The sequence below is a fragment of the Microbulbifer mixtoriginis (SeqCode) genome (assembly GCF_052466865.1).
The window spans coordinates 4,619,379-4,637,346 of record NZ_CP174293.1; the positions used below are offsets into that span (position 1 = coordinate 4,619,379).

Annotated in this window: 14 protein-coding genes; 5 read left to right on the forward strand and 9 right to left on the reverse strand. The window is 51.0% G+C overall.

Translation table 11 applies throughout. From position 1 onward, the window contains the following. Positions 1-133 precede the first annotated feature (133 nt). The 6 genes from rlmD to ACJJJA_RS20660 all read right to left on the reverse strand — a co-directional run bounded on the left by rlmD (position 134) and on the right by ACJJJA_RS20660 (position 5,041). On the reverse strand, positions 134-1,498 hold the full coding sequence (rlmD, locus tag ACJJJA_RS20635) for a 23S rRNA (uracil(1939)-C(5))-methyltransferase RlmD (RefSeq protein ID WP_444903254.1): 1,365 nt from the start codon (positions 1,496-1,498) through the stop codon (positions 134-136). A 55-nt stretch (positions 1,499-1,553) separates the two neighbouring features. After that, entirely contained in the window at positions 1,554-2,261 is a 708-nt protein-coding gene (locus tag ACJJJA_RS20640; protein ID WP_444903255.1) for a M48 family metallopeptidase, read from the reverse strand. Positions 2,262-2,291: 30 nt separating this feature from the next. Then, a complete protein-coding gene (locus tag ACJJJA_RS20645; RefSeq protein ID WP_152455066.1) occupies positions 2,292-2,723 on the reverse strand; it encodes a hotdog fold thioesterase in 432 nt (143 codons plus the stop codon). 77 nt (positions 2,724-2,800) lie between these two features. Continuing rightward, entirely contained in the window at positions 2,801-3,412 is a 612-nt protein-coding gene (locus ACJJJA_RS20650; RefSeq protein WP_444903256.1) for a DUF2799 domain-containing protein, read from the reverse strand. A gap of 44 nt (positions 3,413-3,456) precedes the next feature. Further along, positions 3,457-4,107 carry an MBL fold metallo-hydrolase gene (locus tag ACJJJA_RS20655; RefSeq protein ID WP_444882889.1) on the reverse strand — a complete coding sequence of 217 codons (651 nt, stop codon included), beginning with the start codon at positions 4,105-4,107 and terminating at the stop codon, positions 3,457-3,459. A gap of 43 nt (positions 4,108-4,150) precedes the next feature. Continuing rightward, a complete protein-coding gene (locus ACJJJA_RS20660) occupies positions 4,151-5,041 on the reverse strand; it encodes a hypothetical protein (protein ID WP_444903257.1) in 891 nt (296 codons plus the stop codon). Between the two features lie 520 nt (positions 5,042-5,561). Between ACJJJA_RS20660 and malT the strand changes: the two genes are divergently transcribed. Both malT and ACJJJA_RS20670 read left to right on the forward strand, forming a co-directional pair. After that, positions 5,562-8,276, forward strand: coding sequence for an HTH-type transcriptional regulator MalT (malT, locus tag ACJJJA_RS20665; protein WP_444903258.1), 2,715 nt, complete (start codon positions 5,562-5,564; stop codon positions 8,274-8,276). 233 nt (positions 8,277-8,509) lie between these two features. Continuing rightward, positions 8,510-10,147 (forward strand): alpha-amylase family glycosyl hydrolase, encoded by a 1,638-nt coding sequence (locus ACJJJA_RS20670; RefSeq protein ID WP_444903259.1) that lies wholly within the window; start codon positions 8,510-8,512, stop codon positions 10,145-10,147. 218 nt (positions 10,148-10,365) lie between these two features. On the opposite strand, the gene ACJJJA_RS20675 is transcribed toward ACJJJA_RS20670, so the two are convergent. After that, complete coding sequence (locus tag ACJJJA_RS20675; RefSeq protein ID WP_444903260.1) at positions 10,366-10,953, reverse strand: FMN-dependent NADH-azoreductase; 588 nt, start codon at positions 10,951-10,953, stop codon at positions 10,366-10,368. A 102-nt stretch (positions 10,954-11,055) separates the two neighbouring features. Here ACJJJA_RS20675 and ACJJJA_RS20680 point away from each other — a divergent pair, with 102 nt between their 5' ends. The 3 genes from ACJJJA_RS20680 to ACJJJA_RS20690 all read left to right on the forward strand — a co-directional run bounded on the left by ACJJJA_RS20680 (position 11,056) and on the right by ACJJJA_RS20690 (position 15,562). Further along, positions 11,056-11,922, forward strand: a complete 867-nt coding sequence (locus ACJJJA_RS20680; protein WP_444903261.1) for a LysR family transcriptional regulator — start codon at positions 11,056-11,058, stop codon at positions 11,920-11,922. A 177-nt stretch (positions 11,923-12,099) separates the two neighbouring features. After that, complete coding sequence (locus tag ACJJJA_RS20685; RefSeq protein ID WP_444903262.1) at positions 12,100-14,637, forward strand: plasma-membrane proton-efflux P-type ATPase; 2,538 nt, start codon at positions 12,100-12,102, stop codon at positions 14,635-14,637. 49 nt (positions 14,638-14,686) lie between these two features. Then, positions 14,687-15,562, forward strand: a complete 876-nt coding sequence (locus ACJJJA_RS20690) for a polyphosphate kinase 2 family protein (protein WP_444889277.1) — start codon at positions 14,687-14,689, stop codon at positions 15,560-15,562. Between the two features lie 65 nt (positions 15,563-15,627). On the opposite strand, the gene ACJJJA_RS20695 is transcribed toward ACJJJA_RS20690, so the two are convergent. Continuing rightward, a complete protein-coding gene (locus ACJJJA_RS20695) occupies positions 15,628-16,452 on the reverse strand; it encodes an alpha/beta hydrolase (protein ID WP_444903263.1) in 825 nt (274 codons plus the stop codon). A gap of 185 nt (positions 16,453-16,637) precedes the next feature. Beyond that, positions 16,638-17,960, reverse strand: a complete 1,323-nt coding sequence (locus ACJJJA_RS20700) for a phenylacetate--CoA ligase family protein (RefSeq protein WP_444887314.1) — start codon at positions 17,958-17,960, stop codon at positions 16,638-16,640. Positions 17,961-17,968: the final 8 nt, after the last annotated feature.

Here is a 17,968-nt window from a genome sequence, read left to right on the forward strand (position 1 = left end):
GCAGTTTACGCCAGTTTGCCCCCCGCACCAACGCACAGGCCACTGCTCTGGCATCAGGTAAAACTGCTTTACCTCCGCTCCTCAGGACTTTTTAAATGACACACAGAGACGGAAAAAAATTGAATAAATGGCTTTAGGAATCCAGCTCAAATACCGCCATGGATTCCACATGGGCTGTTTGCGGAAACATATCCATAACACAGGCCTGCTTAAGACGGTAACCCAGCTGGGTCAATTCTCCCGCATCCCGCGCCAGAGTCGCCGGGTTACAGGAGACGTAAACAATTTTCTGCGCCTTGAAACGGGCAATGCCACGCACCGCCTGCAGGGCGCCATCGCGCGGTGGGTCCAGCAAAATTTTATCGAAGCCGTCGCTGGCCCAGGCCTTTTTCACCATTTCCTCATTCAGGTCGGCAGTGTGAAAGCGCACATTGTTCAGCCCATTAAGTTCGGCATTATCCTTGCCCCTTTGAGTGAGAGCACCCAGGCCTTCAATACCGATGACCTCCCCGGCGCGGCGTGCCAATGGCAGGGTGAAATTTCCCAATCCGCAGAAAAGATCCAACACCCTCTCGCCGGGTTGCGGGTCCAATAACTGCACAGCACGACTCACCATCTGTCGGTTGACCTCGAAATTCACCTGGAAGAAATCCATCGGCTGGAAGTGCAGGCTCAGGTCAAATTCCGGCAGACGATAACTGAGGTAATTCTCGCCAATCTGTGGCCACAGAGACTGTATCGAAGCCGCATCACCAGGTTGTATATACATGTGTATACCTGATGATTCAGCGAAGTCTTGCCAGCGCTGTCGATCCCTTTCCGATAAAGGCTGCAGGTGTCGTAACACTAAGGCCGCCACATCATCACCGACCGCCACTTCCAACTGGGAAAAGTGCGCGCGCCCCTCACTCTCCGCCACCAGTAGCTTCAACGCGGAAATATGTTGAGCGATGGAGGGGTGCAAAACATGGCACTCATCGATATCGGTCAAATCGTTGCTGCGCTTTTTGCGAAAACCAAAAACGAGTTTTTTACCTTTTGCCGATTTCACCAGGCGAATACCGATACGCGCCTTGCGCCGGTAGCCGTAAGGTTCTGCTAGTAGTGGAGGCAAAATTTCCTCAGGTTTAATACCACCAAAACGGGCCAGCTGATCCAACAAGATTTTTTGTTTTTCGACAATTTGCGCATCGGCCTGCAGGTGTTGCAGGGAGCAGCCCCCGCACAGGGACACATGGGGGCAGCGCGGTTCACAGCGCAGTGGCGAAGCCTGAATTATCTCACTGGTAACACCTTCATCGAAGTGAGCCCGATGAGTGCTATAACGAAAACGCACTTCTTCACCAGGCAGGGCATTATCGATAAATACTGTTTTTTTACCCACACGGGCAAGACCGCGCATATCGTGGCTGAATTTTTCCACGCAGGCTTCTGCCTGGGTGGGCAAAGATTTTTTTACCGTCTTACGCGGAGTGATAAAACGCGGTTTTCTGCTCATAGGAAATTACTGAATATTCAAAACATCTGAAATCAATGGGACCTGTCGGTAAAGTCTATACCGTGAGGCGGTGGCCATTATCGCGCAACCAGCGGCGCAGCTCCTTATAGCGAGGGCAAACACTCTGTACCAGCAGCCAAAAATCGCGGCCGTGATTATGGTGACGCAAATGGCTGACCTCATGGGCCACCAGATAATCCACCACCGGTTCCGGTGCCAGGCATACCAACCAGTTGTATTGCAGGTCTCCACGAATACTGCAGTGCCCCCACTTACTCTTGGTGCGGCGAATTCGCAGCGTGGAAAACTGCAAGTCCAGTTGTTCGGCCAAGCGCTGGGACTTTTCTGTTAACAGGGCCAACGCCTCGCGCTGGTAGAGGCGCTGTAGGCCCCCCTGTAATTGCTGCGCTGTGGGGGTTGGCGATAAGGTATAGAGATGAATGGCCTCTTCGGTGATTGCCGCACCACCTCGATTAGACGCGCGCTCCAAGGGGCGCATTTTACCCAGCCAAGGAAAGTGCTCACCAAACTCAAACCGATATTGTGGCACCTGTGCTGCACGCTGGTTGGCAGCGAGCAATTGGGCGCGTACCCACTGGATATTTTCCTGCAAAAACTGATGGCCGTGGCGGGCAGCGCAGCGCTGAGGAATACGTACTTCCACGCCGGATTGAGCCAATACCAGACCCAGGCGCTTGCGCCTTGCCGAACGCACCAGGCGGTAGGGAATATCTTCAAAAAAATATTCCCGCACTTCACTCATAAAAACCGCCTCAATAAAACCCGGTAAAGTTTATCCAGCGGCATGAGCCACAACTGCCATGGTAATTCGGGAGATACAACTCAGTTTGCCATTGGGGGCGTAAATCAGAATTTCCCACACCTGGCTGGTGCGCCCGATATGTACCGGCTTGGCCCGGCCAGTAACTTCACCCTCCGGCACAGGACGCAGATGATTGGCATTAATCTCCTGGCCAACGCAGTAAAACTTACTGGTATCCACCAGCAGATTGGCACCGATAGATCCCAGGGTTTCCGCCAACACCACATTGGCACCGCCATGTAGAATACCGAACGGCTGGCGAGTGCGATGATCCACCGGCAACTTGCCCTCCAGATAATCCTCACCGATTGCGGTAATCTCCAGGCCCAGATACCCGGGCATACACTGGGCGGTGCCCCGGTTAATCTCTTCCAGGGTGGGAGTAACGTGCCAAATTGCCATGGGAATAACTCTCTTGAAAATCCAAACTGGGATCGGGGGAAATGACTGAATTGACTAGCCATATCAGCCCACTAAATTCACCAGTAAAAAAAACCGGATGAAAAAAAGCCGCGCGGATAAAAACCCGGCGTGAAATAGTCTGGGCCAAAAAGGCCATAGCGGTGCAGTTCTAAATCCAACATGCGCAACTCCCATTCGAGTCGGCTGTGCTGGAAGTAAAGCGCACGCCTCTGCTTGTCGCTATCACTGTGCCTAAGGGCGCGATGTAGGGAATAAAGCTCACGTTCTAAATTATCCCGACGCCACAATAAATCGCGATACTCCTGCGCTACGCGATAGTCGGCCAGGCCACGCTGGTAATTCTGCAAAAAAATATCTGCGGTGGGCCCAGTGCATACGCCCTCATATTTTCGCCCCTGACGTCCCTGAGCGTAGCCATTTTCAGCGGTACAAAATTGTTCCACACCCTCTTCGTGGCCCCTCAACCAAGCCTCGCTGTCCACATAGATTTCGTAACTTTGGCATTCCTTGGCGATATCGTACACCAGCTCTTGGGAGCGCCCGCGGGCGCCGTCATGTAGGCCGCGCTCATACCAGAGCCCACTGCGGCAATCCGCCTCGGAAATAACAGCGCAACCACTAATAGCAGTGGCCAGAATCAACAGGAAAACACTCAGCTTTACAGGCATGGGAAGGGTCTCCCGATGGATTATTGTTTTACCGGTACCGCCTATCAGCCGAAACGTTTATCGGCGACGAACGGATTGGTCTGACGCTCCTGACCAAAAGTGGACATAGGACCGTGACCCGGGACAAAGCGTACATCGTCACCCAGTGGCCACAGGCGCTCGGTGATCGAACGAATCAAGGTATCGTGATCCCCCTGGGGGAAATCGGTGCGGCCAATAGAACCAGCAAACAGCACATCACCCACCAGTGCCAACTTGCTCGGACGATGGAAAAAGATCACATGTCCCGGGGTATGGCCAGGGCAGTGATGCACCTCCAACTCCTGGTCGCCGACAGTCACGGTATCGCCCTGCTGCAACCAGCGATCCGGGGTGAACACCTCCACTGAAGGAAAACCGAACATCTGCGCCTGCACCGGCAACTGCTCGATCCAGAAACCATCGCCCTCATGGGGGCCCTCAACCGGCAACTGTAATTGCTTGGAGAGCGCCGCAGTACCACCCACGTGATCCAGATGACCGTGGGTAAGCAGGATTTTCTCAATGTTGAGCCCGCGCTCTTGCGCAGCCGCCAGAATTTTGTCGAGGTCGCCACCTGGATCCACCACTGCGGCACGCTTGCTGTCTTCGCACCAGAGCAGGGTGCAATTCTGCTGAAAAGGAGTGACCGGGACCGAGTGAAATTGCAGCGACATGGTAAAACCCATCCTTATTCGGGAGTAGTGGCTAGTGCCGCGATTATACCGCGACTGCCCGCCGAGATCGCTGTGCGGATGCGCCTGCCTTCGGCTTGGTGTTTTGCAGAAGAGTGCTCAGGTCCTTGCCGAGCTGCTCCCACACCAATTCATTGCGCCAGTAATCCTCCGGTGGCAGTAGCTGCGGACCGGCCAGGGCCTCGTCTGGATCGGACAGTGGCCTTGTCGCGTAATCCCGAAATACCGCTTGGTTATAACTGGGGCTGAGAGGCTTTAGGGGCCAGCCGAGCAGGTCATCTGGATGGTAGAAATTTTTCCAACGGAATTGATACCCGCGGGAGGCCGTAGCCACCGCCTGGATCTGATCCCGCTGCTTGGCCCCAAACCACAACGGCGTGCCGGCCCCGAGGGTATACCAATGGCTGAGGGTTTTCAGGCGCAAAAAGCGCTCCCGCGCGGAGCCCTTGCGCACCTCGGCTGGCCCGCCATCGCGCCAGACACCGTGGTTAACGCTGGGCCGCTGGGCATCCCACAAATAGTTGGACAAGCTAATACAGCTGGCCGAATGACTGATAAGCAACACCGGAGCGCAATCGCCAGCGGCGGCTGCAGCCTTTTGTAGAGTTTGATAAATGGCTGTCTGGGTCCTCTCGTAGAGACCACTACGGCTATGGATATCCCCCAATTGCGCCGAGTTCTCAGCCAGGGTGTTAAGCAGGAATTTGCGCGCGCGCAGACTATCCACCTCGCATTTGCGCATATCTTCAAATACTCGCTGGGTATTACTTGGCAGTGCTTCCACATTAGGAAAAGTATCGCAATGAAGGCGCGACCAGTCTTCACCCAGGGTTTCCCTGAGCATGGAAAACAACGGCTTTATACAATCTCTTTGAGCACCCATAACCGGCGCCGCCAAAACCACAATATCGGCCATAACTCCCTCTTTTTATTATTGTTGTCGAAGCCGCACCTACCTCCCTGACGGCATCAGTTATTCACCAAATTTTTTTCGGAAATAACTCTGTTTTTTCATAATCCAGTGATCCAAGAATCCCCCACTGCGTACAAACGTTCGTGTATTACGGCAACGAATGTCAGCCGGGAAAGCAGATAGCGCTGTCGGGTAGCTCTACGCCGGTCTCGGTGAACACAGGGATGTGTTCCTGACACCGGACACCGGACACCGGACACCGGACACCGGACACCGGACACCGCAAGCCAAAAACTGGCCGCAGGGTCTCTTTCTGATGGTTTTGTCTCTTTGAGCTGGATCGATAATACTCATTGGATCCGCCAATCAATATACCGTCATAAGCAAAGCCTCTTCTAGTATTAGCCAAAGAGAATCTAGCAAGTCGTCCTATCCTCAGCGCAAATTTGTCACAAAAGCGCTCCGCTAGTGCATAATATCCCTGTATAAAAATCAGACATTTAAAACAATCCTGCCCGCAGCGATGCTTTTAACTTCCAAATACAGCCTGCCGGACTGCCCTGAGCATACCCTAGTGCGCCCGCGCTTACTGGCACTGCTCGACGACAGCCACAGCGACCAGCTGCTGCTTGTGACGGCACCGGCGGGCTACGGTAAAACCACGCTGGTCACTTCCTGGGCCTCGGCGCAGGAAAATCCAATGGCCTGGTATACCCTCGATGCCAGCGACAATGAACCGAACCAGTTTTGTCGCTATCTGGTAGAAAGCGTGCATCGCGCTACCGGCAATGGCGTACCGCAAACCTGTCGCTTATTGGCGGCGCCACAAAGTCCGGATCCAACAACTGTCATCAGTCATCTGCTGGGTGAACTGCGCAGCTTGCCCAGCGAACTGCGCATAGTGCTCGACGACTACCACCATATCGACAACCAGGCAGTGCACAGCGTCACTCGCTTCCTGTTGCGCCACGCACCGCCAGGCGTCGGGGTCCTTCTCACCAGCCGCAGCCAGCCGCCCCTGGGGCTAGCCACCCTGCGCGTACAAGGCCGCCTATTAGAGCTGGGCAGCGATCAACTGGCCCTGAATACCGAAGAGATCGCACGTCTTCTCAAGCAGCGCTTGCCATTTAATCTCGATGGCGACCGCGCCGCTCAACTGCACCACCTGAGCGAGGGTTGGCCACCGGCGGTACAACTGTTCGCCCTGTCGGTGCGCGATCGCCAAGAAGTAGACCGCTACCTGACGGAACTGGAACAGGGCCACAGCCATATCCTCGACTATCTGGCCGAAGAAGTGCTGGAAAGGCTGGAGCCAGAGCTGCGTGAGTTACTCGCGCGCACTTCGATCCTCACCCGTGTCAATGCCCAGCTGGCGGAACGCCTGAGTGGCCGCAACGATGGCCAACAACTGCTGGAAGAGGCGGCGCGGCGCGGACTCTTCCTGCAGGCACAGGACTCCAGCCGCCAGTGGTTCCGCTTCCACCCGGTATTCGCCCGCTTCCTGCAGCGCCAGCTCACTAATCGAGAGCAGCTGTTGCACCTGCACGCTCTCGCTTGTGATTCCTGGCAGGAAATGGAACAGCCGGTGGAAGCCCTGCGCCATGCACTCGCCGGCAGTGACCGCGAGCGCCTGTCTCAGCTGCTCGATAGCCAGGGAGAAATACTGCTGCGCGGCGGGCAGTCGCGCCTGTTGCGTGATTGCCTGGAATGGCTCGGCAGTGAGGCGTTGCAGCAGAGTGCGCGCTTCACCCTGCTCTCGGCAAAAATGGCGCGGGAGAATTTTGAATACGACCAGTGCGAGAAAATGCTCGCCACCGCCGAGAGCTGGCTGCAGCGGCAGGACCCACAGCAATGGCGTCAGTTTGAAGGGGCCTTCGCCACCATGCGCGCCCAGGTGGCCATCGCCCGCGGCCAGACCCTGCTGGCCAAAGAGTATGCCGAAGAGGCCCTGGGACTTTTACAGCCCAACCAACTAGGCGAGCGGATTTCGGCACTGCTTGTCACCGGTGAAACCAGTTTTTGCCTGGGCGCATTAGAGCCCGCCGCGACCCATATGTTGGAGGTGGAGGCCCTGGCCATCGCCGAGGGAGATATTCCCAGCGCTGCCTGGGCCATCTGCCAACAGAGTGAGATCGCCTTCGCCCAGGGGCTTCTACAAAAATCTGCCTCACTGCAGAAAAAGGTGTCCAACCTGGTGCAGAAACACCACCTCTCCACCCTGCCCATCGCCGAGTTTGTCTGCCGCCTGCTCGGGCAGCTGCAGTGGGAAAAGGGGGATTTGGAGAGCGCCGAGCACTCGGCCCGGCGGGGAATGCAGATCAACCGCAAGGTGGGTGAACACTGGCTACTGCCGGAATACACGCTGCTCCTGAAACTCGCCCAGGCGCGCGGAGAAAAAGAGGAGTCGCTGGAGTGGCTGACCCGCATCGACCGCTTACTCTCAGATGGGCGCTACCACCGCGACTGGGTTGCCAATGCCGATGCCGCGCGTATTCGCACCTGGCGCGCCCTGGACAACCAGCAAGCCATTGCCAGCTGGTTGGAGCAAGCTGCACCAGTTGCGGACAGGCCCAGTAATCACTTTGAACAGTGTCACGGCCGCAACCATGTGCGCGCACTGATCGAACTGCACCGCTGGTCCGACGCCAATCGCCTGCTCAGCCGCCTGCAACAGGTCGCGGAAGAGTGTCATTTAGTCACCGATCGCCTGCGCAACCGTGTGCTGGAGTCTCACCTGTTGTGGCTGCGCGAACAGCACGGTGAAGCCGTGGAGGCCATTAGCGAGGCGCTACTGCTGGCCGCAGGCAGAGGATTTCGCGCCAGCTTTCTACAAATTGGCAAACCCCTGATTGTGATTCTCAAGGCTGCGCTGGAACGGGGCTTGGATGAGGCACCCACCGACAAGGCCCAAGTACTGATTAAACTCGCTCAGCAGCAACCTGAGTTGGACGGTGGCATTCGTATTGAGCTGGACGACACTATTATTCGCGAGATTCTCGCCAGCGACGCGGTACCGGATTTTCTGCGTCACTCACCACTCACTCCGAGGGAGTGGCAGGTTTTAAACGCTATTCATTCAGGCCTTTCGAACGAGCGTATCGCTAGGCACTTCAAAGTGGCACCGAGTACCATCAAAACCCACATCCGCAGCCTCTACCAAAAGCTGGATGTCAAAGACCGCCAGGAAGCGATTACCCTGGCCGAACAAATGCTGCGCTCGGTGCAGGACCGCCCATAGGAATAACTGCGAGTCGGGGCACAAGGATGTGCGCAAAACTCCACCGCAGGATTTCTCCACATCTCTATTTGCGCAGTTCCCAAAACTTGTTACTCCTGTTCTAAATCCCCCCGGTCAGCCCCTCCCCCCCTCTATGGGGAGGAGGAACGTGGCTCCGCCCTTCGCCATACTCACCCTATCCTTTCCTGAGTGGGCCCGCCCACCCTTCGAATAATGAGACAAGGCAGTAATCCATGAGCGGCAACAGCACCGAGTGGTGGCGCAACAGCGTTATTTACCAGATTTACCCCCGCAGTTTCTGCGACGCCAATGGCGATGGTATCGGCGACCTGCCAGGTATCACCCAGAAATTGGATTACGTGAAGTCCCTCGGTGTGGACGCTATTTGGATATCCCCCTTCTTTAAATCCCCCATGGTGGATTTTGGGTATGACGTGGCGGACTACCGCGATGTGGACCCGATTTTCGGCAATCTGCAGGATTTCGACTGCTTAATTGAGGCCGCCCATGCCCGCGGCCTGAAAGTTATTATCGATCAGATTCTGAGCCACACCTCCGATCAGCACCCCTGGTTCGAGGAGAGCCGCTGCAGCCGCGACAACCCCAAAGCCGACTGGTATGTGTGGCAGGACCCTAAAGCCGATGGCAACCCGCCCAATAACTGGGTATCTGTTTTCGGTGGTGGCTCCTGGCGTTGGTGTACCCGCCGCCGCCAATACTACCTGGCCAACTTCCTCAAAGAGCAACCGGATCTCAATGTGCACAACCCCGAGGTGCAGGCGCAGTTGCTGGCGGATATGAAATTCTGGCTGGATCGCGGTGTGGATGGTTTCCGCCTGGATGCGGTGAATTTTATCTTCCACCAACAGTCCCTCAGCGATAATCCTCCCCGCCCGCTTAAGCTGGATAAGAAAGGACTGCCGCCGGTCAATCACTACGATTACCAATGGCACAAGAACGACAAATCCCAGCCCGAAAACCTGGTGTTTTTACAGCGTGTGCGCCAGCTGATGGATCAATACCCGGGTACCGTTACCGTGGGCGAAGTGGGTGACGATAATACCCATAAGATCATGGCGGACTACACCACGGAACAGCGCTTACATATGGCCTATTCCTTCGATTTATTAACCGAGGATTGCAGCGCGCAATTCCTGCGCGAAACCCTGGAAAAGAACCGCGCGGTAATTGAAAAAGGATGGCCCTGCTGGTCCATTAGCAATCACGATGTGCCGCGCTCTATCACCCGCTGGAACCGCGGCCTTAGTCCGGAGCTAGCGCAAAAGCGCGCGCCGCTGTTCCTACTGATGCAACTTGCCCTACGCGGTAGCGTATGCCTGTATCAGGGGGAAGAACTGGGTCTGGCGGAAGCGGATATCGCCTTTGAGGATTTGGTGGACCCCTACGGTATTAACCTTTGGCCCGAGTTCAAAGGTCGCGATGGCTGCCGCACGCCTATGCCCTGGACCGATACCGCTGATCAAGCCGGCTTCACCAGCGGGAAACCCTGGTTACCGATTTCCCAGAGTCACCGGAACTTAGCCGTGAATCTGCAGCAAGACAGCCAGCACTCCATGCTCAATCAGTTCCGTGCATTGATCAAATGGCACCGGCAACTACCCCAAAGTCTGGCAACCGCACAACAGGAAGTACTCGATACCGGCAATGATTTATTGGTGTTCGTGCGCCGCGCAGATAAGGAAGTGTACCTGGTCGCCCTGAACCTAGGCGCCACTGAGGAAAGCTACGCTCTGCCACAAGAGTTTTTTGGGGCCGAGGATATTACTCCAGGCCTGTTTGCAATGGAGCGGAGAGAAAACACGCTGGTTTTGCCCGCCGCTGGCGCCGGTGTATTGCGAAACAATAATTAATTTCAGGCTTTAACAGCCCGTCAAAAAATTTTACCAGCTGGTGGCAACAACCACCGGCTGCCAATTTCAGAAAAACGGCAGTATCTCTTCCAGGGCTATAAGTTGGTTTTTCTGTCTCTCTGCAACGTCATTTATCCTTTCGACGTCAGCTTCTCCGCCGGCCCAAAGCCGGCTTTTTTTTACTTTGCTTTATTTTACTTTGCTGTGCGCCTCATAGATCAGATTGCTTCCAGAGCTACCTTAGCCTGAGTTAAGGCAGTCTCTTTGTGGTCATCCCCCATATTCAGCCCTTCAGCATAAATGACCGTGACATCGTCAATGCCAATAAATGAGAGAAAATGCTTGATGTAGGGCACATGAAAATCAATAACAGAATCTTTATAGAAACCCCCAGATGTCGTGACCAAGACCACTTTGGTATCTCTAATCAAACCCTCTGGTCCATTTTCTGTGTACGTAAAAGTCACTCCGGCCCGCGCTAAGTGATCAAACCAAGCTTTCAGAGTAGATGGGCTACCAAAGTTATACATGGGTGCTGCAATCAGTACCGTATCTACATTTTTGACCTGTTCAATAAGATTGTTCGAATACTCCGTTAGCGCTTTCTGGGCTGCACTTTTCTGTTCCTCAGGGGTGAAGAAGGCACTTACCATTTCACCGCTTAAATGCGGAACCGGGTTAAGACTTAAATCCAACTCGGTGACTTCAGTGGCAGCCTGTCGTGACAGCCAGTGCTTGGCCAGTGACCTGGAAGTCGAATGGTCCCCTAAGGCAGAGGCATAAACGGCAAGAATTTTGTGACTCATAGTCTCTCCAGCTAGTGAACATCAATGATGCGGAGACTATAATCTCTGCAAATTGGCAACTAAATTATCAATTTATGCAATTTATAATTGCATAAATGCAAAATGATGGACTGGAACGATCTTCGATACCTGATAGCCGTGGCAGATCACGGCTCCCTACAGAGTGCAGCCAAAGCCTTGGGGGTAAACCATTCCACCGCCTGGAGGCGTCTACAGGCCTTGGAAAAAGATCTTGGCTGCCAGCTTTTCGTGGCAGACAGGCAGGGCTATTTCCTCACAGACGAAGGGAATGCGGCTTTAGAACATGCCAGAAGAGCCGCCGAGAATATCAATGCCATTGCCTTGAATACCGGCATTAAAAACCTGGAAATGGAAGGCATTATCCGTATTACCTCAATCGGCTCTTACTCTTATGAGGTGATCCCAAAACTCTGTGCCGCCTTTCGCTTACACCACCCCAAAGTTGAATTTGAACTCATAGACTCGGCGGAACACCTATCACTGGAGAAGAGGGAGGCGGACATTGCCTTTCGTGGATCACCTAGCGCTCCGGATAACCTCATTGCCAAGAAGCTCTTTGATATCAACTGGCATATTTTTGCCCATCCAGACTTGGCTAGCGGTCCAATGACACTGGATGAGATTAAGCAGCAGAATATTATTGGTTATCGCGGTTTGAGTTTGCCGATTGGTCGCTGGAGTGAAAAAATATTTAAGAATAGCCGCAAAGTAATTTACTGTAATTCGGTAATGGCGGCGGCAGGTGCAGCCAATGCAAAACTGGGTTTTGCCATTTTGCCCGAAGGGGACCAAAAAATGGTGCAACCTTACAAACTAAAGAAAGTATTCGAGCTTAAAGAGTTCCAAAGCCATTTCTGGTTACTTTCTCATCCTCAAATGCGCAATTCAGCACGCGTTAAAGCCTTTTGGGACTTCAGCCTGGACACCTTTAAAAAAGGATGTCTTTAAGCTGATCAAGGTGAAAATTATTAGCTACGGGTGCCCATCAGATCACAGCCTATAATGTTCAATTAATATGGATACACCGCCCAATCATTCAATAATGATTAGCCGTATTTAACCCCAACTGTCGTTAACAGGCGGACCATTCGACGGGAAATTTTTTTCAACAGGCGGAATCGATCCGTGCCAATACCCGGGCCAAAATCCGAAAGCGGAAACGCCAGTAAAGCCGACTTAAAAGGCTCCCAGGTTGACCTGCAGAAAGCCGATTTACCCTCCATTTACCAGGCACTCAACACCTCACCTCAGGGGTTAAGCCAGTCTGAGGCCGAGACACGTCTGCAACGCTATGGCCCCAATAGCATCCAGGAGAAAGAACAAAGCGCACTACTCAAGTTTCTGCGTTTTTTTTGGGGGCCCATTCCCTGGATGATCGAAGCCGCCGCCCTGCTATCGGCACTTATCGGTCACTGGCCTGACTTCGCCATTATTATGGCGCTACTACTTTACAACGCCGTCGCGGGATTTTGGCAGGAGCACAAGGCCTCCAATGCCCTGGCCGCGCTCAAGGCCAGCATGGCGCCGCAGGCGGAGGTGTTGCGCGATGGTAGTTTTCATACCATTGACGCCGCCGATGTGGTTCCCGGGGATATTGTACGAATCAAGCTCGGCCAAGTGGTGCCCGCAGATGTGCGCTTTGTCGACGGCAAATCCATCAGTATCGATCAGGCAGCTCTTACGGGTGAGTCATTACCGGTCAGTAAAAAAATAGGAGACATCGGTTATTCCAGTAGTATCGCCAAGCGCGGCGAAATGACCGCCGTTACAATTGGCACCGGGCGTAATACTTTTTTTGGCCGTACCGCAAAGCTGGTAGCCGGTGCCGGACAGGGCGCCTCCCACTCGCAAAGAGCCGTTACTCATATTGGCGATTTCCTGATAGTGCTGTGCCTGGTGCTGGCTTTGTTACTGGTAGGTACCCAGCTCTATCGGGATATCGTAGTGGCCCCCAGCTGGCACTGGTCGGACATTATTAATATTTTACGCACAGTCCTGGTGCTATTAATTGCCTCGATTCCCGTGGCAATGCCCTCCGTAATCACTGTCACTAACGCACTCGGTGCCCTGGCGCTATCCCGAAAAAAAGCCATAGTCTCGCGACTGGAGTCTATAGAGGAGCTTGCCGGGGTCGATATTCTCTGCTCCGATAAAACCGGAACGCTCACCAAGAACCAACTAAGCCTGCACGACCCCAAATTATTTTTCGCCAAGAGCCCGGAACAGTTAATTCTCGCCGCGTCACTCGCCTCGGAAAAAGGTTCTAGTGATCCGATCGATCAGGCAATTTTTGCCGGCCTCAAAGATAAGAAAGCACTTAATGATTACCAGCTCAAAGAATTCACTCCTTTCGACCCAGTAATCAAGCGTGCCCAGGCCCAAGTAGTCGATGACAGTGGAAATTCTTTGTTTTATTGCAAAGGTGCGCCCCAAGCGGTGATGCAATTGTGCAAGCTCAGTGGTGATAATGAAAAGAAAGCCTCAGACTGTGTGCAGGAACTCGCCGCACGGGGTTTACGCTCCCTGGGTGTGGCGAGTTCCAATGATGGGAAAAGCTGGAACTTTCTTGGCATCCTCTCTCTAGAAGATCCGCCTCGTGATGATTCCAAACAAACCATCAGCCGGGCCAGGGAGCACGGGCTGCAGGTAAAAATGATTACTGGCGACGACGTCGCTATCGGCAAAGAAATCGCTGCTCAGGTGGGGATTGGGCAGAATATTTACGCCGCCGCCGATGTTTTTACCGACTCGGAGAATATGGACCACTTATCCAAGCAGGTGGTCGATTGTGTTGAACGCGCCGATGGCTTTGGCCGTGTTTTCCCCGAACATAAGTACGCAATCGTAAAAGCCTTACAAGAGAGAGGGCACCAGGTGGCAATGACCGGAGACGGTGTCAACGATGCGCCAGCCCTAAAGCAAGCTGATTGCGGAATTGCCGTTAGTGGCGCCACCGATGCGGCCCGTGCCGCAGCGGCGATTATTCTCACCGCTCCGGGCCTCTCCACTGTAGTGGATGCTATTGACGAAGCACGCAAGATCTTTGAGCGCATTATTAATTATGTGCTCTTTCGGGTATCCATGACCCTGGATATTATGGTGGTGGTGGTGTTTGCCACTATCCTCTTCGGTTTTTCTCCCCTCACCCCAGTCATGATCGTATTAGTAGCACTGCTCGACGATATTCCCATTATGACTATTGCCTACGACAACACCCTGCTGCCGAAAGAGCCGGTGCACTGGGAAATGCGTGATTTATTACTGGGTTCAACCATTATCGGCATTTTTTCTATCGCACAAACCATGGGGCTGCTTTTGATTGGTATGGAATGGCTACAAAACAGCCAGTGGCAATCCTGGGTACCCCTGGATAAGTCACAGATCCAAACGATTATTTTTTTACAAATTGTTGCCGGCGGCCATTTACTACTTTTTGTCGTGCGATCTCGCTCTGCCTTCTTCGCAAAGCCACTGCCCGCAATGAAGTTATTTATCGCTATTGTCGGTACTCAGGCGCTCACGGTTTTAATGTGTGGATTTGGTTGGCTGGTACCTGCTATTCCCTGGCGTATTATCGGGCTCGTTTGGCTCTATATGATTTTGTGGATGTTTATTCTGGATCTGGTGAAGAAGCTACTCTATCAACGTCTGCAAGATATTTAATCCAACCTGCATGGACAAATCATTTAACTTATCGTGAAGAAATAAAACTATGAATTGTTTCGAGGCATTCCAGGTAAAATCTGGCAGCAAGGTACAGTTAGATAAGATCGATGCCAGTTTTAAAGATTGCTATAAAAATCGCGAAGAGGCCCAGCCAGTCATTGATAAATTGGATGAAAGAATTCGCGCACAGCAATATCTTATGTATGCCGAGCACAAGCGCTCCCTATTGATCTGCCTACAGGGTCGGGATGCCTCCGGTAAAGATGGCACTATTAATCATGTGCTTGGAGCAATGAATCCCCAAGGCTGTACAGTAACCAGCTTCAAGCAACCATCTAAAGAAGAAGCCGCCCATGATTTCCTGTGGAGGTGTCACAAAGTCACCCCTGCACAGGGACATGTGGCGATTTTTAACCGATCCCACTATGAAGATGTATTAATTCAACGGGTGCATAATATGGTACCAGAGAGCATCTGGTCCAAGCGCTACGATCATATCAACCACTTCGAACAATTATTAGCCGACCACAACACCCTGGTATTAAAATTTTTCCTGCATATTGATGCAGATGAACAACTGAAACGCTTTAAACAGCGTATTGATGACCCAAGCAAACACTGGAAAATCAGCGAGAGCGATTATACGGAGGCAAGCTACTGGGATGCCTACACCCAGGCTTTTGAGGATATCCTAAAAAAATGCAGCCACTCTCATGCTCCATGGTTTGTCATTCCCGCAAACCACAAATGGTTTAGGAATCTTGCGATTGCCTCCATAGTGGCAGATGCAATGGAGTCCTTAAAAATGACTTTTCCCAAGCCCAGCGTGGATATCAATGAAATCAAGAGGAAATATCACCAGCTGGACAAAAAGGAACTACAGGAAGGGCTAATTAATACCCTCCCTTCAAAAAACAAATGATCTTAATATATAAAACCACTTGATCAACAAATCAGGACATAATACTACTGCCTACTTGCACCCAATTAATCCTTTTTATCACCTAAATATTTAGTATTAAAAATTTTATCAAATGCATCATATACAGCAAGATGCAGCGTATCGCCATGATCCAGCTGTTCAAAATAACCGAAGTGTATATTATTTTTATTATTATCTAACTTATTAAATAAAGCTCTTGCCAGCCGTTCCATGACCTCCCCTTCTTTCCCCACACCTACATAGACCGACTTATTATCACAGCAATCTTTAGGAACTTGTTTCAAAAGAGACTCTCCGCTCCACCACAAGCTTGGACTAATAATGATGTAATTATCGAAGAGATCTGCATGTTTAAATAGAATTTCTGTAGCTAAAAGCCCCCCAAGGGACTGGCCAATCAAAGTAGAATCCCCGTTTACACGATAATTATTTTCAATTAGAGGCTGAACTTCTCTATCAAGAAAACCTATAAAATTATCCGAACCACCAGAGGTTGGAAACTCTTGCCTATCCAGCTTCTTAGCCGAGGGAAATGTAAAATCCCGCTTCCTGTCTACATTTACGACTCCAACAAGAATTGACTCCGGCAGCATATTAATCCAGGAAAAGGACCCAAATTGCAACAAACCAGCTATATGAACAAAATCTTCATTCATAGAACCATCTAAAAGATAGATTACCGGGTAACTTCTTTTAGTGTCACGTTGATAACTCGCTGGTAGGTAAACATTCAACGTGCGCTTTTCATCTAAGATTGCGGATGAAAAGCTTATCGAATCGCCAACTATCAATGGTGACTTATCAATCTCTACCCCCAAAGAAAAAGAGGACATCAAAAATAAATACGCAAAAATCCAACATCTGAACATGAGCTCACCCCATATGTAATTTTATTTTTATTAATAAAAAAGTAAGGCTTACCCAAATTCACACCTATCAAACCAACAATGTTTAACTTTAAGCCAGCCTCAACCTTACTCGATATACTACATCTATTCGGGGGAACACTTAACCACAAAAACAACAAACTGAAAAGATATTGATGATGCAGAAATCACCTTCTATCTATAATTTTTCTAATCTTCCCTGACTTCTGACTAATTATACCAGGCTGCAGGATATCTATATTTAGTCTTGAAGCAGACTCAAGCCCAAGGAATATCATACGAAGCGTTAGATCAAAACTAGTCAACTCTCTATAAAACTCACCTGCCAAATACTCTTTCTCCTGATCATCAACATTATCTTTAGCTTCAATTTTAAATGATAATTGATCGTGCCCATCAATCTTATCAATAATGCAATGGTAAAAGGAGCTGAGTCCAGGAATGGCTGTAACAATATTTTCCAACACAATTGGATATATATTTCCCCCATTGATTGTGAACATATTATCGCGACGCCCTCTGATGGGGCCCAAATAGGCTCCAGTTTGGCCACACTCACATGGCTCCTTATACACTTCAACCAAATCGTGTGTGTTATAACGAATCAAAGGAAGAGCTTCACGTTTCAGCGCTGTTATTACTAATTCCCCTGTAACGCCATCTTCACATAACTTACCCGTATCTGGATCAATAACCTCTACATGAAAAAAATCTTCCCAGACATGTAAGTTATGATATTGGCATTCACTCGCTATTAGCCCAAATTCCGTATTTGCATACATGTTAATTAACTTGGCGTTGAATACCCCCTCATAGTAACTCCGAAAAGTCTCTGAAAACAATTCACCCACTACGAATATTTTCCTGACACTCAAAGACACGGGCGATATGTTTTTTTCCAGACAGTAACGCTCCAGCCTTGGTAACAATGAAGGTAAGCAAACCATATAATTCAGCTTATCTTTTTGTAGACTCTGTAGCTGATGATCAATTCCTAGAAAAGAATCTGCAGGAATAGTGAGACCAAAAATTTCACTGGCAGCATGACAGATCATCCCACTAGGCCAGGGACCATAAGTCATTGCACATAAACACTTATCGAATGGTTCTACACCTGCAAGCAAATAGCTTCGAGCCTGAGAGATTATTGCCAGCTCAATATCTTTACGTGTATAAGGCACGCGCTTGGGTGCACCGGTACTGCCTGAAGTATGACAATAGCGAACAACATTGTCATAATTCATACTAACTTCTGACATAGAAGTTGAAAACAATTCCGAACTTATAATCGGTAGCTTATATAAATCTTCACAACTTCTTATTTCCTCTATATCAATGTTATTATTTATAATTAGCTTGCGATAATAATCAGATTTTTCAAAGGATTCACGCAATAACCGTCTCACCTGTTCATCTTTTAAACTCTGCCTTTCAATTTCAGGCTGACTATTGACATGTAAAAATTCAGCTCGCAGCTCATAATAATTCATAAAATCCA

Bases quoted from the DNA above. Each gene is read 5' to 3' on its own strand.
- rlmD (WP_444903254.1), bottom strand. From the start codon at position 1,498: ATGAGCAGAAAACCGCGTTTTATCACTCCGCGTAAGACGGTAAAAAAA.
- ACJJJA_RS20640 (WP_444903255.1), bottom strand. From the start codon at position 2,261: ATGAGTGAAGTGCGGGAATATTTTTTTGAAGATATTCCCTACCGCCTG.
- ACJJJA_RS20645 (WP_152455066.1), bottom strand. From the start codon at position 2,723: ATGGCAATTTGGCACGTTACTCCCACCCTGGAAGAGATTAACCGGGGC.
- ACJJJA_RS20650 (WP_444903256.1), bottom strand. From the start codon at position 3,412: ATGCCTGTAAAGCTGAGTGTTTTCCTGTTGATTCTGGCCACTGCTATT.
- ACJJJA_RS20655 (WP_444882889.1), bottom strand. From the start codon at position 4,107: ATGTCGCTGCAATTTCACTCGGTCCCGGTCACTCCTTTTCAGCAGAAT.
- ACJJJA_RS20660 (WP_444903257.1), bottom strand. From the start codon at position 5,041: ATGGCCGATATTGTGGTTTTGGCGGCGCCGGTTATGGGTGCTCAAAGA.
- malT (WP_444903258.1), top strand. From the start codon at position 5,562: ATGCTTTTAACTTCCAAATACAGCCTGCCGGACTGCCCTGAGCATACC.
- ACJJJA_RS20670 (WP_444903259.1), top strand. From the start codon at position 8,510: ATGAGCGGCAACAGCACCGAGTGGTGGCGCAACAGCGTTATTTACCAG.
- ACJJJA_RS20675 (WP_444903260.1), bottom strand. From the start codon at position 10,953: ATGAGTCACAAAATTCTTGCCGTTTATGCCTCTGCCTTAGGGGACCAT.
- ACJJJA_RS20680 (WP_444903261.1), top strand. From the start codon at position 11,056: ATGATGGACTGGAACGATCTTCGATACCTGATAGCCGTGGCAGATCAC.
- ACJJJA_RS20690 (WP_444889277.1), top strand. From the start codon at position 14,687: ATGAATTGTTTCGAGGCATTCCAGGTAAAATCTGGCAGCAAGGTACAG.
- ACJJJA_RS20695 (WP_444903263.1), bottom strand. From the start codon at position 16,452: ATGTTCAGATGTTGGATTTTTGCGTATTTATTTTTGATGTCCTCTTTT.
- ACJJJA_RS20700 (WP_444887314.1), bottom strand. From the start codon at position 17,960: ATGAATTATTATGAGCTGCGAGCTGAATTTTTACATGTCAATAGTCAG.